21 protein-coding genes are annotated in these 23644 nt (G+C 54.1%); 10 read left to right on the top strand and 11 right to left on the bottom strand.

Annotated elements, in window-relative coordinates:
* Nucleotides 1-153: 153 nt before the first annotated feature.
* From SD69_RS02795 to SD69_RS02785, 3 genes are all read left to right on the top strand, one after another.
* A complete protein-coding gene (locus SD69_RS02795) occupies nucleotides 154-1494 on the top strand; it encodes an MATE family efflux transporter (RefSeq protein WP_052480835.1) in 1341 nt (446 codons plus the stop codon).
* A gap of 220 nt (nucleotides 1495-1714) precedes the next feature.
* The gene (locus SD69_RS02790) at nucleotides 1715-2347 is read left to right on the top strand and encodes a hypothetical protein (protein WP_157471596.1); all 633 of its coding nucleotides are present in this window, start codon (nucleotides 1715-1717) and stop codon (nucleotides 2345-2347) included.
* A 109-nt stretch (nucleotides 2348-2456) separates the two neighbouring features.
* Complete coding sequence (locus SD69_RS02785) at nucleotides 2457-4301, top strand: putative bifunctional diguanylate cyclase/phosphodiesterase (protein WP_041521993.1); 1845 nt, start codon at nucleotides 2457-2459, stop codon at nucleotides 4299-4301.
* Here SD69_RS02785 and SD69_RS02780 read toward each other — a convergent pair.
* Genes SD69_RS02780 through prlC form a run of 3 tightly spaced genes read right to left on the bottom strand, consistent with a single transcriptional unit; the run spans nucleotide 4274 to nucleotide 7416 of the window.
* Nucleotides 4274-5014, bottom strand: coding sequence for a substrate-binding periplasmic protein (locus SD69_RS02780; protein ID WP_041521992.1), 741 nt, complete (start codon nucleotides 5012-5014; stop codon nucleotides 4274-4276). The two genes, SD69_RS02785 and SD69_RS02780, sit on opposite strands and share 28 nt — an antisense overlap.
* A 60-nt stretch (nucleotides 5015-5074) precedes the next feature.
* Entirely contained in the window at nucleotides 5075-5329 is a 255-nt protein-coding gene (locus SD69_RS02775) for a YheV family putative zinc ribbon protein (RefSeq protein ID WP_041521991.1), read from the bottom strand.
* A complete protein-coding gene (gene prlC, locus SD69_RS02770; protein ID WP_041521990.1) occupies nucleotides 5326-7416 on the bottom strand; it encodes an oligopeptidase A in 2091 nt (696 codons plus the stop codon). The genes SD69_RS02775 and prlC overlap by 4 nt, the downstream gene beginning before the upstream one ends.
* Before the next feature lie 105 nt (nucleotides 7417-7521).
* On the opposite strand from prlC, the gene SD69_RS02765 reads away from it, so the two are divergent.
* Both SD69_RS02765 and SD69_RS02760 read left to right on the top strand, forming a co-directional pair.
* Complete coding sequence (locus SD69_RS02765) at nucleotides 7522-8091, top strand: gamma carbonic anhydrase family protein (protein WP_041521989.1); 570 nt, start codon at nucleotides 7522-7524, stop codon at nucleotides 8089-8091.
* On the top strand, nucleotides 8084-8758 hold the full coding sequence (locus tag SD69_RS02760; protein ID WP_041521988.1) for a fumarylacetoacetate hydrolase family protein: 675 nt from the start codon (nucleotides 8084-8086) through the stop codon (nucleotides 8756-8758). Before SD69_RS02765 ends, SD69_RS02760 begins: the two co-directional genes overlap by 8 nt.
* Nucleotides 8759-8775: 17 nt before the next feature.
* On the opposite strand, the gene SD69_RS02755 is transcribed toward SD69_RS02760, so the two are convergent.
* The 4 genes from SD69_RS02755 to SD69_RS02740 all read right to left on the bottom strand — a co-directional run bounded on the left by SD69_RS02755 (nucleotide 8776) and on the right by SD69_RS02740 (nucleotide 13658).
* Nucleotides 8776-11181, bottom strand: a complete 2406-nt coding sequence (locus tag SD69_RS02755) for a GGDEF and EAL domain-containing protein (RefSeq protein ID WP_041521987.1) — start codon at nucleotides 11179-11181, stop codon at nucleotides 8776-8778.
* A 118-nt stretch (nucleotides 11182-11299) separates the two neighbouring features.
* Nucleotides 11300-12163 carry an SMP-30/gluconolactonase/LRE family protein gene (locus tag SD69_RS02750; RefSeq protein ID WP_198144047.1) on the bottom strand — a complete coding sequence of 288 codons (864 nt, stop codon included), beginning with the start codon at nucleotides 12161-12163 and terminating at the stop codon, nucleotides 11300-11302.
* Between the two features lie 77 nt (nucleotides 12164-12240).
* Nucleotides 12241-13017: an SDR family NAD(P)-dependent oxidoreductase gene (locus tag SD69_RS02745; RefSeq protein ID WP_041521985.1), complete on the bottom strand. Its 777-nt coding sequence runs from the start codon at nucleotides 13015-13017 to the stop codon at nucleotides 12241-12243.
* A gap of 221 nt (nucleotides 13018-13238) precedes the next feature.
* Nucleotides 13239-13658: a secondary thiamine-phosphate synthase enzyme YjbQ gene (locus SD69_RS02740; RefSeq protein WP_041521984.1), complete on the bottom strand. Its 420-nt coding sequence runs from the start codon at nucleotides 13656-13658 to the stop codon at nucleotides 13239-13241.
* A gap of 188 nt (nucleotides 13659-13846) precedes the next feature.
* Between SD69_RS02740 and hpf the strand changes: the two genes are divergently transcribed.
* From hpf to SD69_RS02720, 4 genes are all read left to right on the top strand, one after another.
* Nucleotides 13847-14182, top strand: coding sequence for a ribosome hibernation-promoting factor, HPF/YfiA family (hpf, locus tag SD69_RS02735; protein ID WP_041521983.1), 336 nt, complete (start codon nucleotides 13847-13849; stop codon nucleotides 14180-14182).
* Nucleotides 14183-14339: 157 nt separating this feature from the next.
* Nucleotides 14340-16247, top strand: a complete 1908-nt coding sequence (locus SD69_RS02730; RefSeq protein WP_041521982.1) for an alkaline phosphatase PhoX — start codon at nucleotides 14340-14342, stop codon at nucleotides 16245-16247.
* Nucleotides 16248-16337: 90 nt separating this feature from the next.
* Nucleotides 16338-17954 (top strand): hypothetical protein, encoded by a 1617-nt coding sequence (locus SD69_RS02725; protein ID WP_041521981.1) that lies wholly within the window; start codon nucleotides 16338-16340, stop codon nucleotides 17952-17954.
* Between the two features lie 391 nt (nucleotides 17955-18345).
* A complete protein-coding gene (locus SD69_RS02720; protein ID WP_041521980.1) occupies nucleotides 18346-19482 on the top strand; it encodes a glycoside hydrolase family 19 protein in 1137 nt (378 codons plus the stop codon).
* A 53-nt stretch (nucleotides 19483-19535) separates the two neighbouring features.
* On the opposite strand, the gene aroE is transcribed toward SD69_RS02720, so the two are convergent.
* The 3 genes from aroE to SD69_RS02705 all read right to left on the bottom strand — a co-directional run bounded on the left by aroE (nucleotide 19536) and on the right by SD69_RS02705 (nucleotide 22000).
* Nucleotides 19536-20372: a shikimate dehydrogenase gene (gene aroE / locus SD69_RS02715; protein WP_041521979.1), complete on the bottom strand. Its 837-nt coding sequence runs from the start codon at nucleotides 20370-20372 to the stop codon at nucleotides 19536-19538.
* A 77-nt stretch (nucleotides 20373-20449) separates the two neighbouring features.
* Complete coding sequence (hemF, locus tag SD69_RS02710; RefSeq protein WP_041521978.1) at nucleotides 20450-21367, bottom strand: oxygen-dependent coproporphyrinogen oxidase; 918 nt, start codon at nucleotides 21365-21367, stop codon at nucleotides 20450-20452.
* A gap of 63 nt (nucleotides 21368-21430) precedes the next feature.
* Complete coding sequence (locus tag SD69_RS02705) at nucleotides 21431-22000, bottom strand: Sua5/YciO/YrdC/YwlC family protein (RefSeq protein ID WP_041521977.1); 570 nt, start codon at nucleotides 21998-22000, stop codon at nucleotides 21431-21433.
* A gap of 246 nt (nucleotides 22001-22246) precedes the next feature.
* On the opposite strand from SD69_RS02705, the gene SD69_RS18885 reads away from it, so the two are divergent.
* Nucleotides 22247-22492 (top strand): DUF3149 domain-containing protein, encoded by a 246-nt coding sequence (locus SD69_RS18885; RefSeq protein ID WP_198144046.1) that lies wholly within the window; start codon nucleotides 22247-22249, stop codon nucleotides 22490-22492.
* Between the two features lie 6 nt (nucleotides 22493-22498).
* On the opposite strand, the gene dprA is transcribed toward SD69_RS18885, so the two are convergent.
* The gene (gene dprA, locus SD69_RS02700; protein ID WP_041521976.1) at nucleotides 22499-23617 is read right to left on the bottom strand and encodes a DNA-processing protein DprA; all 1119 of its coding nucleotides are present in this window, start codon (nucleotides 23615-23617) and stop codon (nucleotides 22499-22501) included.
* Nucleotides 23618-23644 lie beyond the last annotated feature (27 nt).

Below are 23644 nucleotides of genomic sequence, written 5' to 3'. Positions count from 1 at the left end.
ACTAATAAACTGCGGCAAATCGTCGCATCTGCGCCCTCAATGTGGCCATAGCTAAGTAAAAATGTCAATAATTTTGTCGTGTGAGGGTGGCTTTTGCGACCCCTTCGGCGGGATGCTCACCCAACACGCGGACAACCTTGTATCATTCGCGCTATGCAAAAATCACCTTCACACTCGCCGGCAGCAAACGGCCGCTGGCACGGCATCTGGCCATTAGTATGGCCCATTATGTTAAGCAACCTCTGCGTGCCTTTGTTAGGCGCTGTCGATACTGCCATTCTGGGCCACCTGGAGGCGGCCAAATATCTTGGCGCCGTCGCCGTGGGCGCAAGTTTGCTCTCTTTGCTGTATTGGTCGTTTGGCTTTTTGCGCATGGGCACCACCAGCTTGGTAGCCCGCGCTGTCGGGCGCAATGACAGTTGCGAAGCCACCCGGCTCTGGCTGCAAGCGGCGACTCTGGCGCTGGTACTGGGGTTGACGCTATGGCTGCTAAAACCCTGGCTGGTAGAGCTGGGGCTCTATTTTATGCAGCCGGCGCCCGACACCGCCGGTTTAGCTGCCAGTTACTGCGCCATTCGGCTGTTAAGTGCGCCGGCCTCATTGCTCAACTATACCTTAATCGGGTGGTTTATCGGTCAGCAAGATACCCGACGCCCCCTACTGCTGGTGGTAACGGCCAATGGCGTCAATCTACTTCTGGATGTGGTGTTTATCATCGGCCTGCAAATGAACAGCGATGGTGCCGCCTGGGCATCGGTGATTGCCGAGTATTGCGCCTTGGCGGTGGGGCTAATGCTGCTCGCCGGTAAAATCGATCGCACCCACCTTAAAGCGCAATGGCGCCGCAGTATTACGGCCTGGAGTGAGTATTTACCGCTGCTGCAGGTCAACCGCCACCTGTTTGTGCGCACCGCATGCTTACTAGGAGTGTTCACATTCTTTACCGCTCAAGGAGCGCGAATGGGCACCGAAATAGTCGCCGCCAACGCTATTTTGCTGCAATTTGTGTTGCTCACCTCGCACGCGCTGGACGGCTTCGCCCACGCCGCTGAAGCACTGTGTGGTAAGGCCGTGGGAGCCCGCAACCGCCCAGAGTTTATCCGCGTTCTACAAGGCACCACGGTACTTGCACTGATAACGGCCGTGGCCATTAGCCTGTTGTTTTGGCTCGGTCAGGATTACTGGTTATCGTTGTTTACCGCCCTGCCCGAGGTGCTTGCGCATGCAAACCAACAATTTGGCTGGGTCGTGGTACTGCCGCTACTCACGGTATGGGCCTATCAGCTCGACGGGGTGTTTTTAGGCAGCGGGGCCACACGGGCGATGCAAAATATTATGCTGCTTTGTACCGCCGGTGTGTTTTTCCCCCTCTGGTGGCTGAGTCAGCCGCTGGGCAATAGCGGCTTGTGGCTCGCCTTTTGTAGCTTTAATTTAGCTCGCAGCCTGGTTATGGCACTCGTATTTCGCGCGCAACTGCGCCTGATGTCATTATAATTTCATAAATATATGGCCGCAGCGGCCACATCACTTGCAAAGCCGTGGCCTTGTATTACTTTTATTAAGTATTGCCGGGGCGCAGGCTCACTAAACGTTACCGCCCCCTACGCGTAAATACGCCACCACCTCGCAGCGGTGGCACTGCCCGGAAGACGGAATGCACCCACAGGCCAGCAGCCATTTACCAAATAATATGCTACTCGAACAGGTCGGCCAAATGCGTACCCTGATCGACGATCTCTCGGCTTCGAGCGAAGAGACCGCCGCGCTAATCGCACGCCTGCAAGTTCGCAGCAGCACCTTACACAACGCCATATCCTTATCGGCCGATGTAGCGCCACTACTGCTGGCTGACTTTGTGGTGCGCTATATCGAGCATGTGCCGGATTTTATCGAAGCCATTCATACCATCGCCCGGGATGCCAATATCAATGAACAGGTGGACCCGTTGCTAAAAGTGGCCGTCGATTACTTTTTACGCCCCCCAGAGTTGGTGCACGGCTCCAGTGCTTTACAGGTGCTGCTGGCCGAGGCGTACCTTGCCCATCGCCTACTGGAGGAAATCAACGACCGTTTTATCAGTTTGTGCGGCTCGCCTTTGGTGCCCATGGACACCACCCGGGCTAATATCGTGGCCCACGAGCTAATCGGCGAGCCTTTTGCCATAGAGTTAGATCAAGCGGTGCTGTTTTCGGCCGATATACTGCTTACCGAGCACCATTTTACCGGCGCCGCATTTGATAATTTTTTTGCTCACCACCGCGCCCATGGTTGGTCGGTCGAACTATCTCGCTGGCCTTGTCTGGCGGCGGATCGATCGATTTTTTTAAATTTTACCGGGCCTGACTGATGTTTTGTTATTAGACAACTCGACATTTAGCTGCCATATTTAAATGAATCTTTAGCCTCAGGGGTGCCCCTACGGGCACCCGATACCCACCCTCGGTGACGATAATAATATGGGTGAGAGCGACCACTTTATTGATTTGCATAAGCGCCTCGTGGCCCTGCGTCACAATCAGGACTTTATTGCCCTGGATAAAGCCCATCAGCTGATAGAGCTAATAACGCTATGCAGCAACTCCTTAGACATAGATCGAGTCAGTGTCTGGCGTCTAGAGCCAGAGCTGGATCACATCTCGCTAGAAGCTCTGCTCGATCGCCAACACGGTATCTGTCGAGAGGCTGCTCAGCTTAAACAAGCCGACCATAAGGCTTATTTTCGCGCCCTATTAGATGAGCGCATTATTGATGCCGTCGATGCCTGCACCGACTTACGTACCTGCAGCTTTACCGATGATTATTTGCGCCCGCAAAATATTGTCTCCATGCTGGACGTTCCCATTTTTGATCATGGTAAGCTCTATGGTGTCGTCTGTTTGGAGGCGCGGGTGCGCACCAACTGGTCACTATCAAGCATCGCGTTTGTCTCCGCCATTGCCGACACGCTAAGTCTGATTAATACCTACGAAGCTTGGCAGCAAAGCCAGCAAGAACTTGATTATGTCACTCACTTTGACGACTTAACGGGGTTGTCTAATGCGCGGGCACTACAAAAAAGGCTCACCGTGCTCACCCAAAATACGCCGGAGAGAAAAAACTCATTCTCATTGATATGGCTTAACATCGACAAGCTCAAGCAAATTAATCAGGGCCTTGGGCAGAGCGTCGGCGACCAGATTATTATGGCTGTTGCGCGAAACTTACGGCAACTCGTGGTACGCGGAAAAGACAAAGTGGCGCGCACCGGCGGCAACGAATTTGCGTTGATTGTCCGCAGCACTGGACAGCGACACTCACTGGAGCGAACTATCGAGGAGCTGCTCGATCAGCTGTTAAAACCATTAGTCATTGCCGAACATAAACTTCAGGTTACCCTAAGCGCGGGCGTATGCTTTTACCCAGATGATGGCGCCGATGTAACCACCCTACTTCGGCACGCCGAGACAGCCATGCACCAGGCCAAAGATCGCGGCCACAATAACGCCCGGTTTTTTAATGCGCAGATTTCACGGGACGCTCGCGCCCGCTTTACTCTTGAACGGCAATTACGTAAAGCCATCGACAACAACAGCCTTACGGTATTGTACCAACCCATTGTGGCCGCCCGTGGTCACCACCTTGTTAGCGCGGAGGCGCTCGTGCGTTGGCAGCACCCCGAACATGGCTGGCTAACGCCCGCCGAGTTTTTGCCCTTAGCCAAAAGCGCCGGCTTAATGTATGAACTTGATAAAGCGGTTATAAGTCGTGTTTGTGAAGATATCTACCGGCTGGGCTGCTGTGGGATCCACCTTGCCCATGTAGCTATAAACTTGGGGGTCGAGCAAGTGCTGCACCCCCACCTGCCGCGCAATATCGCCGCACTGTTAACCCATTACCACATACCAGGTCATCAACTGGAGTTTGAAATTACCGAGGATGTGATCGCCCACGACTCAATTGAGCTGCAACATTCGTTACAAGCGCTGGTACGGCTTGGGCCAGGGCTCTCTATTGATGACTTTGGTACCGGGTATTCTTCGCTTTCACGATTAAAACACCTGCCCTTTAGCAAACTAAAAATAGACCGGTCATTCATTCAAGATTTACCCGGCGATAAAGACAGTGTCGCTATCGTGCAATCTATTATTGGCTTAGCTCGCGGCCTCAATTTAAGTGTCGTCGCTGAAGGCGTGGAAACGGACGATCAAGCTCGCTGGCTAGCCGAGCGCGATGTCGACTATCTGCAGGGCTTTAAGTTTAGCCGGCCGGTAAGTCTCGACGAGTTACGCAGCAACTATTTGGGCGCTGCCGCTTCGGCCTGAGATAAATAAGATTCTTGTAATGTAAGCCATAACGCTTGGTTCTCGGAGGCTGAAAAGGCCCGATCCAATAGGGTTAGTAGCTCACGGCTATAATTATTTTCCGGATACAACGCGAGATAAAAAGGCTGCGGAGCCAAACAACTCGCTTCACGAATGTTCAAACTATCGCGCTGATGCGAGTAAGCATGATTTGCAATAACACGGCGATCTTGGATAAAAACATCAAAGCGCTTGAGCAGCAACATATCCCATAATCGCGCCGCAATGTTAACGCCACGCAAGGCTACAACCTGCGTCTCATTAGCCTTGGCAATGTACCGATTTAACTCGTCAACATAACCGTAACCTTGCACCACCCCTAAGCTCATATCCAGCAGCGACTCTACCCCTTCATACTCCCACGTAATGTTGGGCAACGTGTAGAAACAATCTTGATACTCAGCCACCGGTTCCCCGGTAAACGTTAATTGCGGAGCCTCACCCTCTACCGCCGTGAGCAAGCCATCAAACTCGCCTCGCTGCGCCTCGATTACCGCTCGCGTCCAAGGCAAAAAGGTGAGCTGTAGGTCAATTTTCTCTCGCGCCAACACCGAGCGTACATACTCGGCGACAATGCCAGGCTGATCGGGTTGATCGGCACAGGAGTATGGGCACCAATCGGTCGCAGCTAAATGTAGCGTATCGGGCAACTGCGCCTGTGCTTGACCGGCCATAAGAAGCGCCAGTAAGCACAACCGCGCCCGACAAAGCCTAACGTGACGCGGCCATAACATCTAACGCGATGAGCCTGAAGGGAAGGATAGAATTTTTACCACCTGTTCATCCGATGTGTCTTCAGCGCTCTCACTAACCCGCGTGTCGAGCTCTTGCGCCTGAGGCGCGAAGTGCATTTCGTCGATAAAACCGCAGTCGACGCACTCACGAAAATCGCGCTCATCCCGGGAGTACACAACAATGGCATCGGCCGCTTCGCAGCGCGGACATATCGCGCCGGCCAAAAATCGTTTGGTTGTACTGTAAGTACTCACGATGCTTGCTCCAGTAGTCCGCCGTGACGTAATAGCGCATCAATGCGCGGCTCACGCCCCCGAAAACTCACAAACAGTTGCATGGGCTCGCGCGAGCCACCGCGCTGCAAGATCTCCTGCAAAAAACGCTTGCCAGTAGCTTGGTTGAAAATACCTTCTTCCTCAAATGCTGAGAATGCATCGGCCGATAACACTTCGGCCCATTTGTAGCTGTAATAACCCGCCGCGTAACCGCCGGCAAAGATATGGCTAAAGCTGTTTTCAAAATGATTGTAAGCCGGCGGGGTAAGTACCGCGACTTGCTGACGCACCTCGTCCAGTAGCTCCGCCGCCGCTACGGGCGCCTCGGGGTTATACTCAGCGTGCAAGCGAAAATCAAACAGCGAGAACTCTAACTGCCGCATCATTTGCATACCCGATTGAAAATTCTTGGCGGCCAGCATTTTATCCAGCAGCGTTTTAGGCAAAGGCTCACCGGTTTCGTAATGACAGGAGATCATGCCGATTACCTCTTCCTGCCAACACCAGTTTTCTAAAAACTGGCTGGGTAGCTCTACGGCATCCCACGCCACGCCGTTAATGCCACTGACGGCGGCAATGTCGATGGCGGTTAACATGTGATGCAAACCGTGTCCGAACTCATGAAACAATGTGGTGACTTCATCGTGAGTAAGCAGCGACGGGGTTTCGCCTACCGGCGGCGTAAAGTTACAGGTTAAAAATGCTACCGGTAACTGATAGCGGCCGTCGTCTAGCTGCCGGCGAACCCGGCAATCGGCCATCCAGGCGCCGCCGCGCTTGTGTTCGCGGGCAAAAATATCCAGATAAAAACTGGCAATCTGTTCGCCATTTTTGAAGATGTGATAGAAACGCACGTCGGGGTGCCAAGTGTCAAAGCTGGCCACCGGCAAAATATCGATGTCAAACAGTTTAGCGACGACATCAAACATGCCGCTGATAACTTTTTCAGCGGGGAAATAAGGGCGCAGCTGTTCTTGCGATATAGCGTACTGGTGCTGACGCAGTTGCTCGCCGTAATAGGTTGCATCCCATGGTTCTAGTGTGTCGCAACCTTGCTCGCGGGCAAAATTTTCTAGCTCGGCAAAATCGGCCTCGGCTCGCGGCCGGGATTTCTCACCCAGCTCGCGCAAAAATTCGAGTACTTGCTCTGGGCTGGAGGCCATCTTGCTGGCCAGCGAGCGCTCGGCGAAGTTGTTAAAACCTAACAGGCGCGACTGCTCGTGCCTCAATGCAAGAGTCTCGGCAATAATACCGGTATTGTCCCACTCGGCGGCGCTGCTGCCATCGGCTTTAACACCATCGGCCGAGGCGCGGGTGACAAACGCACGATACATTTTTTCCCGCAGGGTGCGATCGTCGGCGTACATCATTACCGCCAGGTACGAGGGAAAATCCAAGGTTACGACATAACCACCTAACGGCTCACCATTGTCATGTTTTTTTTGTTCGCCGGCCTGTTTGGCCTGGGCCAGAGCCGAATCGGGCAAGCCGGCCAGCGCCTCGGCATTGTCAAAGCGCAAATACCAGGCGCCGGTGGCATCCAGCACATTGTTGGCAAAAGTGGTAGAGAGCTCACTTAAGCGCTGGGCTATTGTGCCGTAACGTTGTTTGTCGTCCCCCTCAAGGCTAACGCCCCCTAAGCGAAAATCGCGCAGGGCATTCTCCACCACTTTTTGCTGCGTGCTGGAGAGCGTTTGATACTCGTCGCTGTCCGCCAGCGCCTGATAGGCCTGATACAGGTCGCGATTTTGCGACACTTCGGTGCTGTACTCGGTTAACAGGGCGATGCTCTCGTTGTAGGCATCGCGTAGTTCCGGGGTGTTAACCACCGCATTCAAGTGGCTTACCGGAGCAAACGCCTGCTCAAGCCGGTCGTCCTCGGCCTCGAGCGGCGCCACCAGGGTATCCCAGGTAGGTGTGTCGAGCCCCGCTAGCAGCGCTTCCAGGTGCGCACGCCCCTCGCTGATTAGGGCCTGTACCGCAGGCACCACATGCTCGGGTTTAATCTCGGCAAAGGGCGGCAGGGTATCCTGACGCAGAAGCGGGTTATCGCTGGCTTGACTCATTTATCCTCCGGATCGGATCGATTTTTTCTCGGCGTAAGAATGGGTATGATACACCCAATCGGCCCGCCATTCGCGGCAGGCACAGCTTTCACGCAGGAATTCACTATGGCAGAAAACCACTCAAATAGCGCGAATATCCGCCGCCACCAAGATCATACGCCTCACTATGACGCCACGGTTTACATCGACCCCTGCGCTCTGGTCATCGGCGACGTCACTCTGGGGGCAGACACCTCCGTCTGGCCATTTGCGGTTATTCGCGGTGATATGCACCGTATATCTATAGGCGAACGCAGCAGTATTCAAGATGGCTCGGTGTTGCATATTACCCATGCCGGGCCTTTTAACGCTGAGGGGTTTCCGCTCACCATTGGCGACGACGTCACCGTAGGCCACAACGTCTGTCTGCACGGCTGTACCATTGGAAGCCGGGTATTGGTGGGTATCGGCTCTACCGTGCTCGATGGCGCCGTGGTGGAAGACGACGTAGTGATAGGGGCGGGCACCCTCGTGCCGCCAGGCAAACGGCTGAAGTCCGGTTTTTTGTATATGGGCTCCCCCTGCAAACAGGTTCGGCCGTTAAAAGATAAAGAGCGGGAGTTTTTTCGCTACTCGGCGGCCAATTATGTGACGCTTAAAGATCAGTACTTAACGGACGCCCGGCGCAATGACTGAACTCGCCATCAACCAAAGTAATCGCCGCTGGCCGGTAGCGCGCATCATATGCATTGGCCGCAACTATCGCGAGCACGCCCGCGAGATGGGGCACGACCCGGAGCGAAGCACGCCGTTTTTCTTTTTTAAGCCTGCCAGCGCTTTGTTGTCTGAGGGGGAGCCTTTTTGCTGCCCCTGGTTTAGCCAGGAGGTGCATCACGAGCTTGAACTAGTCATTGCCATCGACCAAACCCTCAGCGCTGCCAGCAAGCAGCAGGCGCGCGACGCCGTGTGTGGCTTTGCCGTGGGCCTGGATATGACCTGTCGCGACCGCCAGCGTGAAGCAAAAGCCCAGGGGCGCCCCTGGGAGCTGGCTAAAGGGTTTGATGGCTCGGCGCCGTGCTCAGCTCTGCAGCTCGGCCGCTATCAAGACCTTGAAAGCACCGACCAACTCCACCTGCGGGTAAACGATAAGTTGGTGCAGCAAGGTAGCTGGCGCGATATGATCTGGCCAGTACCCGAGCTGCTCGCAGAGATCTCGCGTTACGTTCAATTAACCCCCGGCGATTTAATTTTTACCGGCACGCCCGCCGGAGTCGGCCCGGTACAGCCGGGGGACGTTATGCACGCTACACTGGATGATGTGTGCCAACTCGAGGTGTCTGTAGTGGCGCAAGCCGCCCCTTAGAGGTTCGCGAACACGGGTTAAAAATCCGGCAGCTCGGGCAGGTAATTTTGCGCGAAAGTGTCCGGCGGCAGGGGCCGATCAAACAAGTAGCCCTGGATCAGAATGCCATCGTACTGGCCCAACCACTGAGCCTGGGCGTCGGTCTCGACGCCCTCGGCAACAATAACTAAATTCATATTTTGCGCAATGGCGATAATTGATGCGACCATAGCGGCATCTTGCGGGTCGATGGTGATATCGTCGATAAAAGATTTATCAATTTTTACTTTATTAACGGGCAAACGTTTTAAATAACTCAGCGAGCTGTAACCCGTACCAAAATCATCTAGCGAGAAGGTAATGCCTTCGTTTTGCAGCTTGCGCATTTTATCGACAACCTCATCGAGATTATGCAGCGCCGCGCCTTCGGTAATTTCAAACTCCAGACAGCTGCCCGGCAATTTGTATTTGCGCAATACCGACAAACACTTTCCGACAAAATCAGCATCGTACAGCTGACGCTCGCTGATGTTAACCGACACTCTCAACTCGGCAGGAAACCTTCCTGTCTCTTTGTGTTGTCGAATAAATTGGCAAACATCATCCAGTAGCTGCAAACCTACCGGATTAATCATATCGGAGTTTTCTAGAAACCCGATAAACTCTGCCGGCTGCACTTGACCGCGCAACGGGTGCTGCCAGCGAATCAAGGCTTCAGCACCCACTAATGAACGGGTATGTAAATCAATCAGCGGCTGTAAGTAAAAAACAAATTGATGCTCCTGAAATGACACCCATATATCAGACTCTAACTGTAACAGGCGGTTTACTTCTTCTGCCATTTGCGGTTCAAACACCTGACAATTACCCATCGCACTGCGTTTTGCCTCGTTCAACGCCGTATCAGCCTGAGACAACAACAGCTCGACAGTAATATCGCCCAAAGGGTAAAGGGCAATACCTATGGTCGCATTGACCGAAAAATCCTGGTTACCCAACGTCACCGGCTGACTAATCGTTTCTAAAAAGCGGCTGGCGGCATATTCGGCACGTGCGCGGGCCTCCTCTAAATTGTCAGATATATCGGGCATGCTTAAAATAAACTCATCACCCCCAAGCCGGGCAAGCGTTTCGGGGTCGTGCACCCGCATGGCCATACGCTGCGACAAATGCAACAACAATTCATCACCCAAAGAGTGGCCCATAGTGTCGTTAATACGCTTAAAGTCGTTTAGATCAATCAGCAACACAGCACCGTATCGGTTGCCCGCTTTGCATTTATGCAGGTCTTCCTGCAGCTGCTCTAGAATTTTATTGCGGTTAGCCAGGCCAGTAAGGGTATCGCGATAAGCGAGGTATTCTACGCGCTGCTCCGCCTCGACTAACTCGGTAATATCATTAAGCACCACAATGACATACACAATATGATCAGACACAAAAGGCACAAGCGACATCTGGGTGACATGGTTTTCGTTGCGCATGCCAGAAAAATCTTGCTGGCGATTAAACAATGGCGACTGTTTACGGCAGACACGGATGATCAGCGATTTAATGTGCTCAGCCTCTTTTACCCCGACTTCGCGCAACATCGTAAAATAATTGCTGCCTACGTTTGCGCCAAAATAACGTTTAAACGCCTGATTGTGAAACAACAGCTCGCCATCGCTATTGACCGCAAATACCTGGTTGGGGCTGGCATCTAAAATTAAGCTCAGTTGTTGCTGTTGATGCTGCAACTCGATGTGCTTGCCATTAAAGTTTTTTAACAAACGGTTGGCAGAATTTACGATGTAGCCCAGCTCATCGTGCTCGTGCTTACGTAAATGGGGGATAGCGCTGACCGGCACTTTGCTGTGATCTAACGCGGCAAAGCGACTTGCCAAAGTAACCAGCGGGCGCGTCAATAAAAAGTGATAAACCAGCACCAGCACCAAGGCAATACCAATATTACGTGCGGTACCGGTAAGCAGTACACGCCACGCACGCTGGTAAAACGGGCTCAAGGCCTGATCTTTGTTTAACTCTAAGCGCAGGGTGCCGGCGGGAGTGTCTGGGTCAGACTGCAACACATATTCAAAGGTTTCGGCTTCCCCCACCAACAAGTGAGTCAGCCACAACGTCTGGCTGACTTTTATCGGCTGGCGAAACTCTGCCATTAGTTTGTTTTGATCGTCGTAGATGGCAATATGGTTGAGAAAACGATACTCACTCAGGCCATCGACAACTTGCTCGGCCAAATGATCATCGAGTAAAAAGACAGCCCGCTGCGCGGCCGATCGACTTACCCGGCTAATCTCTTCAACGTTTTCCCGAATATCTTGGTAGTGACTGCGAAAATCGAGGTAAACCTGCAAACTTGCGACCAGAACCCCCAATACCACAACCACCAAAAAACTGGTGCGCGCCAATTTATAAGATAGCCGTTGAAAGAGTTCGATGGTCATAAATCGTATAGTGTTGTTTTTATTAAGCCCACTATCCTTGTGTTAGCCCCGTCGCCAGACGCAAAACAATGACAGAGTCTGCGCTATGACACAAGACAATATGTTGTAGCCGGACGCGCTACAACCGATAAAAGTCGCACGCTCGCCCTTTGGCACTACCGCGATACACAAATATATTACCCGCCCGGGGCTCGGTTAAACGCTGCGACTCGCTCATGCCCTCCCAGGCGCTGGTTACATACAAATCACGTAAATCGGGGCCGCCAAAAGCGACGCAGGTGGGCTGGGAGGTGGGCACGCTTATACAGGTTAAAAGATCACCCTGTGGGCTGTAGCACACGACCTGGCCCGCCCCCCAGTGCGCACTCCAGAGGTTGCCGTGGGCATCGGTACAGGCGCCGTCGGGGTAGGCACCCTCGGGGGTCTGCACCAGCAGGCGGGGGTCACTAAAACGACCCTCCGGGGAAAAGTCGTAAGCCATAATGCATCGGGTGGGCGAGTCGGCATGATAGGCCGTCGCCCCGTCCGGGCTCCAGCACAGGCCGTTCGAGATTTGTAGGCCGCTTAATTCACGGTGACAGTCCGTACTCCAACAATACAATGCAGAGCTTGCCGTATCGGGCTGGAGTTCATTCATGGTGCCGGCCCAAAAGCGCCCACGGGGGTCCACCCGGCCGTCGTTAAAGCGCTGCCCTGGACGGCCCTGCTCGGGTGTGGCATGCGATACCCGCTTAGCACTAGCGGGCCAGAAACTGGCTATGCCCGAGGCAAAGCTCACGATCAAGCGCTCGGGATCGGCGGTAAAGCCAAAAGCCGTTAGGCGCTCGGGGACACTAAAGCGGGTTATCTTGTTTTGCCTGGGGTTAAAACGATAGAGGGTACAGCCGTGAATATCCGTCCACCAGAGGCACTGCTCGATCGGGTGCCACAACACACCTTCACCCAGCTCGCAGCCAACCGCTATTTCATTGACTAACTGCACGATTAAACACCTTGGTATTGCGCCGCTGTTGTACTCTCGGCTGCGCCATAGCGATCACCGCTACAGCCGTGCAGCATTTACAACCGACCACCATCAACCACAAACTGCTGCCCGGTTATCATCGAGGCGTCTTCGGAGGCCAAGAACAGCGCCATATTGGCGACATCCACTGGTTTTAAGCGGCGCTGCAGGCGCACGTTTTCCATCCACTTGGCCTCGGCCTCGGGAGTGAGCCATTTTTCCAGCTGTTTGTCGGTAGCCACCCAGCCCGGCACCAGCGCGTTTACCCTAATGTTATCCCGGGCAAAGTCGGATGCCAGAGCGCGGGTCAGCCCTAAAAGCCCTGCCTTTGCGGTCACATAGCTGGGCATTTCGGCCGGGCCGTAAAGGGCATTAATCGAGCTAAAGTTGATGATAGATCCACCCCCGCTCTCGGCCATACCGGGGGCAATAGCGCGGGTAGTGAAGAACGCGGCATCCAGGTTAACCGCCATCGAGCTGTGCCAACTGGCATCCTCCAGCGAGCGAGGATCACAGCGTTTGTCGTTAGCGACGTTGTTAATCAGCACATTAAAAGTGCCCAACTGCTCGCACATCTCACCGATAGTAACGCGCAGCGCAGCGACATCGGTAACGTCACAGGCGCGAAAACACACGGCATTGCCATAAGCCGCCGCGAGTCGGGTGCAGAGCGCAGAACCGTCTTCCTCGGCGATATCCACAAAACCCACTATGGCGCCCTGATACAAAAAAGCCTCGACCATGCAGGCGCCGATACCGGTAGCGCCACCGGTAATAAATACCCGCTTGCCGCGCAGGCTGGGGTAGAGCGTTCGCTCAGTGGGTTGTGTCATGGTTTACCTCTAACGGCTTTTTGCGGAATTACCCGAAGCGGTGCAAGTATACCGTTTTGCGCCCCAAAATGCTGCGCGCCAGCCTCGGTGGTATTCACACCCAAACACCAGGCTTATCCGCGGCGCCAAAATGGTCACTGCATAGCCTAGTCTGTTCCGCCCCCTTTAGCTTATCGCGTTCTAACAATCGCAGAGACGTGTGCCCTGCCGCTAGTAATGACTTACTCACCCTGTACAGTCGCCACTAGCCTGCGCGACCCGCCGCGATTGCGGTGCTCGCACAGGTAAATACCCTGCCAGGTGCCCAGGTTTAACCTACCGGCGCTAATCGGCACGCTCACACTCACCCCCAAAATACTGCTTTTAATGTGGGCTGGCATATCGTCATCGCCCTCGTAATCATGGCGATAATAGGGCGCCCGCTCGGGCACAAACTGGTTAAAGTGACTCTCGAGGTCAATGCGGACGGTCGGATCGGCGTTCTCGTTAATGCTAAGGCTGGCCGATGTATGCTGGATAAACAGGTGCAGCAAACCGCACTGAAGCTGACTGATATCGGGTAGCTGACGCTCTATCTCGTCGGTAATCAAATGAAAGCCCCGACTCCGCGGAGCCAGACTAAACTCGGATTGCTGCCACATCACATTTCTCCACCTTTGTTTCCGTAATACAAAACCACATGAAAATATTATGACATTCGCGCTTGAATTTTACCGATTTCGGGCGCATGTTTAACAAGAGGCTGGCAAAAAACACCGCCTCTTTCTTCCGTACTATTAGCGGTAAAGTTGTTAGTAGTGCTTTTTCAATGGTACAAGGAATCCAGTGTATGCAAATCCAACTTTCCGGTCACCATGTCGATATCACCGACGCTATTCGTGAATCTGTAAACACCAAATTTGCCAAAGTCAGCTCGCACTTTCCTCAGCTAGAATCTATTTCTGTGACCTTAACGGTCGAGCGCGCCTCCCAAAGTGTTGAGGTGACTACCCAATATCTGGGGGCTGCAGTTGCCGTGCAAGCCGCCAACCACGACATGTACGCGGCCATTGCCCAAGCGGCCAAAAAGCTTGAGGCCGCCTTGGCGCACCGCAAAGGCTCGGTTAAATCTAACCGCCACGAGAAACCCCAGCTCGACCAAGAGCCAATCGACGAAGCCTCGTAAGCTTCACCGCCACGGTACCCTGGCCGTGGCGGCGCACCATCTCTTTGTTACACAAATTTCACAGAAACGTCATCGAAGCTGATATTTAACGTCATTTTTCGCCTCTAACGTGTTGGCACTTCAACCGTGCTAATAACTATTGATCGAGGAGAACACAATGACGTTTCGGCTAAATGGTAAAGGGAAGCTCGCACTGGCTATGCTGAGTGTGATGGCATTAGCAGCTTGTGATGGTGACGACGGTAACGACGGCGCCACCGGTGCTCAGGGCCCAGCTGGCCCCGAAGGCCCACAGGGCCCGGCAGGTGCCGACGGTAGTGATGGCTCAGACGGCAGCAGTGGCGAAGGCGGCGGTAACGCCAGCCTGATGACCCCCGGCCTAACTCGCCTGGCTACTGTGCCGGCAGGCGCCGAAGTGACCGGCGCTTTCGCCACCGAAGACGGCGATTTATTTTTTAACGTTCAGCACCCCGATAGCGCCAACAGCGCCACCGACGCCGACGGCAAAACCTTTAACCACGGCACCGTGGGTGTACTGGCTGGCGTCAACATTAACCAGCTGCCCAAACATCTGGTGTCTGTTGGTGTACCTGAGACTGAGCAAGAGCGTCAAACCGTCCAGGTTGCCTACGGCGAATACCAAGTCATTGCTCAAACCATGGACACTTTCGGCGGCGCTATGCCTGAAGGCCTTGGCAGTATTGTCGCAACCGACAAGTCCACTGTGGTGGCCTCCTCCGATACCCCGGACTTTAACGGTTTTGTCTCTACGGGCGAAAACCAAGGCTATTTGTTCACTAACTGGGAGTCTATTCCCGGTGCCATGAGCCGCTTAAAGCTCAACAAAAACGCCAGCACCGGCTACTGGTCAGTCGACAGCAACGATGTGCAGATGTTGGACTTTGGCACTTACGGCACCATCGCCAATTGCTTTGGCTCTGTTACCCCTTGGGGCACTCCACTAACCTCCGAAGAGTGGGGCAATCAAGGTGACAATACCGAGGAGTGGAACGATCCTTCTCAGCAGACGGCCCGCGATGTGCTGGCGATGTACATCGACCCCACCGCCAACGATGCTGATAGCGCCTCGAGCTTCCCTAACACTTACCGCTATCATTACACCATCGAGATTACCGAGCCTACCAGCGACACCCCGGTTCCGGTTAGGCACTACACGCTGGGCCGCTTTGAGCACGAAAACTCAATCGTAATGCCCGATCAAAAAACCGTTTACTCGTCGCAAGATGATACCGACGGCGTGTTGTTTAAGTTCGTTGCCGATACCGCCGGCGATTTATCGAGCGGAACGTTGTATGGCGCCAAAGTCACCCAAGACGCTGGCAGCTTTGAGCCTCTCACCACAGGCTTCGATGTGCAGTGGATCGAGTTAGCGCACAGCGACAATGCCACCATCGACAGCTGGATTGCCGACTTCGACGACATCACCACCGCCGATTTTGTCGAAGGCCAAAGTAACTACCTCACCGACGCTGATGCCGAGGCCTGGGCTGCAGGAGAAGCCAGCTACCCAAGCGTTGCCAACGGCGGCGGCAGCACCACAGCCGAAATGGCGATGGATGATCGCATCGCGTTTTTGGAGTCACGCAAAGCCGCTCGCGCCAAAGGCGCCACCGACGAATGGCGCAAGTTTGAAGGCATCTATGTTAACCAAAAACGGGCGAAAGAAGCCGTTGAAGGTACCGACATGATCGCCAACGAGGACGTTAATCAAGCCTACGTTTACTTTGCCATTGCCGATATGGACAACGGCATGATCGACGATGAAGGTGATATGCAGCTTTCGCCACGGGTAAAAGATTGTGGTGGCGTATATCGTATGCCGCTGTTGACTGGCGCCGATGCTTACAGCACCAACCGCATAGAGCCCGTAGTCATGGGCTCTACCTACCGCTCTACTCTGGACGGTGCACTGCGCTGCGACGTAAACGCTTTGTCACAACCTGACAACGTGATCGTTCTGGACGACGGCCGTTTGGTCATTGGCGAAGACGGCTTCCAGGAGAACAACACCTTGTGGATGTACGACCCAAGCGTTAATGATTAATCAAAAAAATAACGGATTGCTATAGGAGCCGCACCGCGGCTCCTTTTTTCGTTTATGCGATACCAATATCCAGTACCCATAGGCAACACCATGACCCGATTACTCACCCCCTTATTCTTTATTGTGGCAGCACTATTAACGGGCTGTGACAAAACCCCGCAAAGCCTAACGCAAACCGCCGACGCCGAGACCGTGCACGCTCCGGAGGATTATATAACCCACAATATTACCTATAATCCCGAAGCGGTTATTCCGCCCCAGTGCTATACCAAAACCGAAGGCAAAAATAACCCTTGCTACATTTGCCACCAAAGCTATCCCAACGATCGCACCAACCCCAACATGATGAACGATGGTTTCTTACAGGGCAGCTACGATTTCTCTGACATTGGCAATACTAATCGCTGGAGCAACTTATTTAAAAATCGTCGTGCAGAGATCGATGACATCAGCGACGAATTTATGCACGATTACATCAACCAAGATAACTATTCGGCATTGGCTGCGTGGTTTAAGTCCGACGCCTGGAGCGGCCGCGCGCCCGTCATCGAAAACCTCGCCGATGGTGCCGCCGCCTTCGATGAAAACGGCTTAGCGCTCGACGGCAGCCGTTGGGTCGCGTTCAACTACAAACCCGTGCCCAGCACCTTCTGGCCCACTAACGGCTCCACTGATGATGTGATGATTCGTCTACCCGAGGCGTTTAGCGAAATCGACGGCCAGTTTTCACGCGATGTTTACTTTGCCAATCTAAGCCTGGTGGAAATGGCCATTGTCGATAAAACCAGCTTACCCAGCATTGCACTTGATGAGGCCGCCACCGGCATCGACTTTAACGGCGATCAACAACTCGACTCAAACGTCTCCCGCGTAGAGCGCACCACGCACTTTTTTGGTGACGCCAAGGATACTCCCCTTACCCATATGCTGTACCCCGAAGGCACCGAGTTTTTACACACGGTACGCTATGTAGGCATAGAGGATGACGGCAGCATCAGTAACGCCCGCCGCATGAAAGAAGTTCGCTACATGCGCAAAGATACCTTTATGCCGCAAGAGCGATTAAGAAACGCTTACTACCGCGAAGCCAAAGAAAAGCATTTTGGCAATTTACCGGCGGTGGTTAATCACGATGATCGCGGCATGAGCAATGGCATGGGCTGGTTGCTGTGGGGATTTATCGAAAACGCCGACGGCAAAATGCGCAAGCAAAATGATCAAGAACAGTTTTTTTGCATGGGTTGCCACAAAACCATTGGTACGACTATTGATCAAACCTTTGCCTTCGCCCGAAAAAAACCCGGCGTGAATGGTTGGGGTTATATCGATTTAAAATCTCTTAGCGATGCACCCAACATAGGCGAAACTCAAGGCGAGTACTTAACCTACCTGGAGCGTGTCGGTGGCGGCGATGAGTTTCGTCAAAACGCCGAAATGCTTGAACGTTGGTTTGACGACCAAGGTATTGTTAAGCATGAAAAAGTTGCGGCACAAGACACTCTGTACGATTTAATTACTCCCTCACCGGAGCGAGCGTTGGATTTAAACAAGGCCTATTACCGCATCGTGCAGGATCAGAGCTTTTTGTTTGGCCGCGATGCCGTGTTGACCCCGGCCGATAATGTTTATCAAACCATCGACACCGCCATTGCACCGCTGGATGGCGAACACCGCTACGGCTGGGATATTCGTTTGGATTGGGACTGATCTTTCAGAGGGGGCCATGCCCCCCTCCTTTTACGCTGTTTACCTATTTATCTCCCCGCTACGCACTAATTACCTGAATCAGATCTCACTCTTGTCAGCGCAGAATTGACAACGTTGTCTAACTCACCTATGGTCAAACGTGTCTTCACCCAGTGAAGGCCGCGTGCAGTCCACCTGACAATAACCTTAACTCGCGCAACTGTTTACCCATAACGCTATACATGACGATAACCGTAAAGATCTAGCTGAAAAAAGTCAGCGCAGAACCTTTGTTTAGGCGCCCGCCCACCGTCTTTAAACTGTTGTATGGAACGCGTAGTAGCGGTGTGGTGAAAACCCGTTCAAACCGAGCGGTATCACAATAAACCCTATGCACAGAAAGGACGTCACTATGAATATATTTAGCAAAATGGCACTGTTTGCCATTGCCCTACTGGGGGCGCAGCAAGCGCTCGCCTACAACTGCGCAAGCGTACCGCAATACGCCGACGGCAGCTCATACGGCAATGGTGCAATCGTTAAAAACAACAACACCGCCTATCAATGTAGCGTCGCTGGTTGGTGCTCTGTCGGCGGGCCCTACGCGCCCGGAGACGGTTGGGCCTGGAGCAATGCCTGGAACGAGCTAGGCGCCTGTAATGGCGGTAACAACTCCTCTTCCAGCAGCTCGAGCTCATCGTCTGTCAGTTCATCCAGCTCATCATCCACAGGCAACGGCACCTGTCCGCAGTGGTCTTCGTCTGCGGTATATTACACCGGCGATGTCGTCATCTATAACGGCTCTTATTATATTGCCGAACATGATAATCCCGGCTACGACCCAACCATCAGCACCTGGTTCTGGAACCCCACCCAATCTTGCCCCGGTGGTAACAGCAGTAGTAGTTCATCGTCGGTGCCCGGTGGTAACGGCTTCTCGGCAATTGTCAGCGAAGCACAATTCAACCAGATGTTTCCCAACCGCAACACGTTTTATACCTACGCGGGCCTGGTAAATGCCGCCGCCACTTTCCCGGCGTTTGCCACCAGCGGCAACCTCACCACGCAAAAACGTGAAGCGGCGGCCGCATTGGCTAACTTTTCGCACGAAACCAGCGGCCTTTATTACATCAACGAGATCGCTCAGGGAACTTACTGCTCGGGTACGTCCACGGCCTGTGGCGTTTGCGCGCCGGGTAAAAAGTATTACGGTCGCGGCCCGATTCAGTTAAGTTGGAACTACAACTACTGCACCGCCGGTCAAGCGCTGGGGCTGGATTTATGGTCGAACCCCGATCAAGTCGCGCAAAACCCGACAACCGCATGGCGCACAGCACTTTGGTTTTGGATGACCCAAAGCGGCGCAGGCTATCGCCCGGCGCATACGTCGATGGTTAACGGCAATGGCTTTGGCGAGACGATTCGCACCATTAACGGATCGCTTGAATGTAACGGCGGTAACCCAGCACAAGTGCAAAGCCGGATTAATACTTATCTCGACTTTACTCAAATACTGGGCACAACACCCGGCAATAATTTAGATTGCTAACGGCACGCTAACACCCGCCGTCCGCGGCGGGTGTTATTTTTTAGGAAGGTTTTCTACTTATTTTTTGCATCACTCATTTTACGCCGCAACTGCGTAATAACAGGTACTACCTCAGGGCGAATATGACGCCAGGCGTAAAAAGATTCCGCAGCTTGGCCCACTAACATCCCCAAACCATCGGCTACTTTTGTGGCACCATGTTCAGTGGCCCAGTCCATAAAAATGGTCGGGTTAGCGGCGTACATCATGTCGTAACAAGCTGCATTAGGGGCCAGCAAGTCATCGGGTAAAGGCGGCAAACTGCCGTGCAAGCTTGCTGAGGTGCCGTTAATCACCACATCAAACTGCTTGCCCGCTAATGCTTCAAGGCTAGAGCCAGCCACCGAACCCAAATCGTGAAAGTCCCGCGCCAACTCCTCCGCTTTACTCGCGGTACGATTGGCAATACAAAGCTCAACGGGGTTTTGCCCCAACAAAGGTTCCAACACGCCACGTACCGCGCCACCGGCGCCCAGTACCAAAACCCGCTTGCCCGACAGTTCCCAGCCCAGGTTAAGCATATCGTTAATCATGCCGACACCGTCGGTGGTATCACCGGTCACCGAGCCATCGACCTGACGGGTCAATAAATTAACGGCTCCGGCGCGTTGGGCGCGTTCGGTTAAGCTTGTGGCGTAGGCAAAAGCATCTTGCTTAAAAGGTGCAGTGATGTTTAAGCCATGGCCACCGTCTTTAAAAAACGCATTGGCAGCGATGTTAAAATCACCCTCTGCTACCAGCTGCTTGGTGTAAGTCATATCTTCACCGGTTTGCTCGCAAAACTGACGGTGAATAACAGGTGACTTACTCTGAACTATGGGGTTGCCGAATACGGCGTATGTATCACTCATGGGGTACCTATTGGTCAACGAGCGGCAAACCTACCAGAGAAAGTTTACCGAACGTTTACGCTTTTCGATTATTGTTATTAAAGCCAATCGCGCGGCGGTAAGAATTCTTCCGTCAATTGCGCTTCAGCAGAGTTTGGCTCGGGTTGCCAATCGTAATCCCAACGCACCAGCGGCGGCAGGGACATTAAAATAGACTCGGTACGACCACCGGTTTGCAAACCAAACAAAGTGCCGCGATCGTAAACCAAGTTAAACTCGACATAGCGCCCGCGACGATACAGCTGAAACTGGCGTTCGCGCTCACTAAAGGGGATATCCTTTCTCCGGGACAGAATGGGGGCATACGCCGGTAAATAGCTATTGCCCACAGCCTGCATTAAAGCAAAGCTTTCACTGAAGCCAGCTTCGTTTACATCATCAAAAAATAAACCGCCCACGCCGCGCGCCTCATGGCGATGCTTTAGGTAAAAGTAGTCATCACACCAGGCTTTAAAACGAGGGTAAACGTCATCACCAAAGGGCGCACAGGCATCGCGAGCAGTTTGATGCCAATGCTGACAATCGTCAACAAAACCGTAGTAAGGCGTTAAGTCGTAACCACCGCCAAACCACCACACAGGCGCTTCGCCGGGTTTTTCGGCGATAAAGAAGCGCACGTTGGCGTGACTGGTCGGTGCGTAGGGGTTGCGTGGGTGAATCACCAGAGACACGCCCATGGCTTCAAACGAACGGCCGGCGAGCTCTGGCCGGTGAGCCGTAGCGGAAGCGGGCATTTGCGTGCCGTGCACATGAGAGAAATTAACACCGCCCTTCTCAATCACAGCGCCGTCGGCTAGCACCCGCGAGCGACCACCGCCACCTTCGGCCCGAACCCACTCGTCTTCAACAAACTGACCGCCATCGATGTCAGCTAAACCGGCGCAAATCTCGTCTTGCAGCTGAAGCAAGTACTGCTTGACCGCGTGTTTGTCAGGGGCACCTGAATCTTGGCTCATGCTAGCTCCATTGCTGTGCAGGTCTTATATCAAAGGCCGCGGTGCCAAATAAGCACCGGGCCGTTAGCCGGGACGGTGTATTCTACCGGTTTGCAGGTCGCGAATCTCGGACGGCTGGTTGCGCGAACCCACTTGCCCGGGGGCAACTGCCTGCAGCCGGTCGCCAAAATACCCGGTCACTTGGTCACGTGTGCGGGCCGGCTCTTGCCCCTGAGGGTTAGCAGAGGTACTCACCAAAGGGCCGCCAAACGCTAAACACAGCGCCCGTGCCACCGGGTGGTCCGTAACCCGCAGAGCGACAGTGTCAAAGTCGCCGGTTACCCAGTTCGATGCCTGCCCGCGATTGGGTACCAGCCAGGTTACCGGCCCCGGCCAACTGGCCTCGAGCCGCGCCCGTTCAGACCCCGTTAGGGGTGCTAACCAAGGTTCAACTTGCGCTAGGTTGGCGGCGATTAAAATCACCCCTTTGGCGCGCTCACGTTGCTTCAGTGCCAGTAAGCGCTCGATGGCTTGGGAGTTGGCCGGGTCTACCCCCAGGCCCCACACGGCCTCAGTGGGGTAGGCGATAACTCCACCAGCTTGTGCCGCCTGGGCGGCTGCCTCAAGCTCGTGTGCTACTGTTGTCTCACTCACAGGCTACCTACTCGCAAACCGTTGTGACACAGCTCGGTAATGCTGAGGCTAGCGGCGATCAAACCCCGATGCGGCTGAGACGCAGCGCCTAACCCCATTAAAATCGCAACAAACGGCCTACTCATGCTCATTACCTAGCAGGAAAAACGGGCAAACTTACAGTAACAACCCGCCACTGACAAGATTCTCACGCGCTAATCGTACAAATGTTGTCCATTTGTAGAAATATTCCAAGGCAGATTTGATTTGAATCAAGGCGCTGTTTTTCGGCTGGGGCAAGATGGTCTTAGCGTAACGGCGACGCTGAACCCGTCGCCACAACCTTTAACCGGAGACTATGCCATGATCGACGCCGTGTTATTACTGAGCCTTGCCACCGTAGCCGCCATCTTAGTCATGGCGGGGTATCTCGGGCGCTACGCCTACCGCCACATCCAAGCCGACACCCGGGCCGCCGGCGCGCTGGAGCAGCGCACCGCACAACCCCGATAGCGGTCGTTAACAGCGGCAGTAAAGACTGCCGGTTTGGCTCACCAAGCCCTCGAGCTCGAGCGTCATCAGCTCTGCCGCCAGAGCCCCCGGCTCCAGTGCGCTGCGCTGGCACAGGGTATCGAGGCTCACCGGATCATAACCCACCAGCTCCAGCAACTGGCGCTGCTGAGCAGACAGGTGCGAGCAATCGGGCGCTGACCCGCCGAGCTGTTGCGACTTAAACGCCAGCGCACCACCGAGTTCTTCGACGATATCCGTGGCCGATTCAACGAGCTTTGCGCCGCGTTTAATCAAAGCATGACAACCTTTTGCCATAGGGTTATGAATCGATCCGGGAATCGCAAATACTTCCCGCTCATGCTCCAGCGCGTAGCGCGCAGTAATCAGCGAGCCGCTTTTAACCGCGGCCTCAGCCACCAGCGTGCCGAGGCTTAAACCACTGATAATACGATTGCGCCGGGGAAAGTTGCTGGCACTAGAGCCGGTACCCAGAGGAAACTCGGACACTAAAGCGCCGCCTTTGTCTAAAATCTCGGCCGCCAAACTGCGATGACGCGCGGGATACACCCGATCAATACCGGTCCCCAGAACGGCTATGGTTACACCCCCAGCATCCAGTGCACCGCGGTGAGCACAGGCATCCACCCCCAACGCCAAGCCACTGGTAATGGCAAAACCACCCCCGGCCAGATAGCGGGCAAACTCGTGGGCGTTGCTCTGCCCACCAGAGCTTGGGTTGCGCGAGCCGACAATCGCCAGTTGCGGCAGCTCGATGGCATCAAGCGCGCCCCTAACGTATAACAGCGCCGGAGCACAGGCAATTTGCGCCAGCAGCGCCGGGTACTCCTCCGCGCCCCACTCGACCGGCCGTACGTCCGGGTGCTCGCCGAGCCACTCTAACTCCCGGGCAACAGCCTGATGCCACTCGTGCGCTGCGTCATCGCGAACCCGCTGCAGCAGTTGCAGGCTCGAGGGTTCCAGCCAAGGCCTAAGCGTCGCGGTATCGGCGCGATAAATAGCCGTTGCCGAGCCAAAGTGGCGATGCAAATCGCAGTAGGTTGTTGCCCCGAGACCGGGCAGGCGTAATAAAGTAAGAAGTGAAGCGAGAGAGGTTTGACCATCCATAGTCACAGCATCCTTGCTATGGGGCGC

This window comes from Gilvimarinus agarilyticus (assembly GCF_000832015.1).
GTDB classification, from domain to species: Bacteria; Pseudomonadota; Gammaproteobacteria; order Pseudomonadales; family Cellvibrionaceae; genus Gilvimarinus; species Gilvimarinus agarilyticus.
This window is presented reverse-complemented; position numbering and strand designations above follow the sequence as displayed.

Bases quoted from the DNA above. Each gene is read 5' to 3' on its own strand.
- SD69_RS02765 (WP_041521989.1), top strand. From the start codon at position 7,522: ATGGCAGAAAACCACTCAAATAGCGCGAATATCCGCCGCCACCAAGAT.
- SD69_RS02780 (WP_041521992.1), bottom strand. From the start codon at position 5,014: ATGGCCGGTCAAGCACAGGCGCAGTTGCCCGATACGCTACATTTAGCT.
- prlC (WP_041521990.1), bottom strand. From the start codon at position 7,416: ATGAGTCAAGCCAGCGATAACCCGCTTCTGCGTCAGGATACCCTGCCG.
- SD69_RS02745 (WP_041521985.1), bottom strand. From the start codon at position 13,017: ATGACACAACCCACTGAGCGAACGCTCTACCCCAGCCTGCGCGGCAAG.
- SD69_RS02785 (WP_041521993.1), top strand. From the start codon at position 2,457: ATGGGTGAGAGCGACCACTTTATTGATTTGCATAAGCGCCTCGTGGCC.
- SD69_RS02755 (WP_041521987.1), bottom strand. From the start codon at position 11,181: ATGACCATCGAACTCTTTCAACGGCTATCTTATAAATTGGCGCGCACC.
- aroE (WP_041521979.1), bottom strand. From the start codon at position 20,372: ATGAGTGATACATACGCCGTATTCGGCAACCCCATAGTTCAGAGTAAG.
- SD69_RS02730 (WP_041521982.1), top strand. From the start codon at position 14,340: ATGACGTTTCGGCTAAATGGTAAAGGGAAGCTCGCACTGGCTATGCTG.
- SD69_RS02760 (WP_041521988.1), top strand. From the start codon at position 8,084: ATGACTGAACTCGCCATCAACCAAAGTAATCGCCGCTGGCCGGTAGCG.
- SD69_RS02720 (WP_041521980.1), top strand. From the start codon at position 18,346: ATGAATATATTTAGCAAAATGGCACTGTTTGCCATTGCCCTACTGGGG.
- dprA (WP_041521976.1), bottom strand. From the start codon at position 23,617: ATGGATGGTCAAACCTCTCTCGCTTCACTTCTTACTTTATTACGCCTG.
- SD69_RS02795 (WP_052480835.1), top strand. From the start codon at position 154: ATGCAAAAATCACCTTCACACTCGCCGGCAGCAAACGGCCGCTGGCAC.
- SD69_RS02725 (WP_041521981.1), top strand. From the start codon at position 16,338: ATGACCCGATTACTCACCCCCTTATTCTTTATTGTGGCAGCACTATTA.
- hpf (WP_041521983.1), top strand. From the start codon at position 13,847: ATGCAAATCCAACTTTCCGGTCACCATGTCGATATCACCGACGCTATT.
- hemF (WP_041521978.1), bottom strand. From the start codon at position 21,367: ATGAGCCAAGATTCAGGTGCCCCTGACAAACACGCGGTCAAGCAGTAC.
- SD69_RS02790 (WP_157471596.1), top strand. From the start codon at position 1,715: ATGCGTACCCTGATCGACGATCTCTCGGCTTCGAGCGAAGAGACCGCC.
- SD69_RS02740 (WP_041521984.1), bottom strand. From the start codon at position 13,658: ATGTGGCAGCAATCCGAGTTTAGTCTGGCTCCGCGGAGTCGGGGCTTT.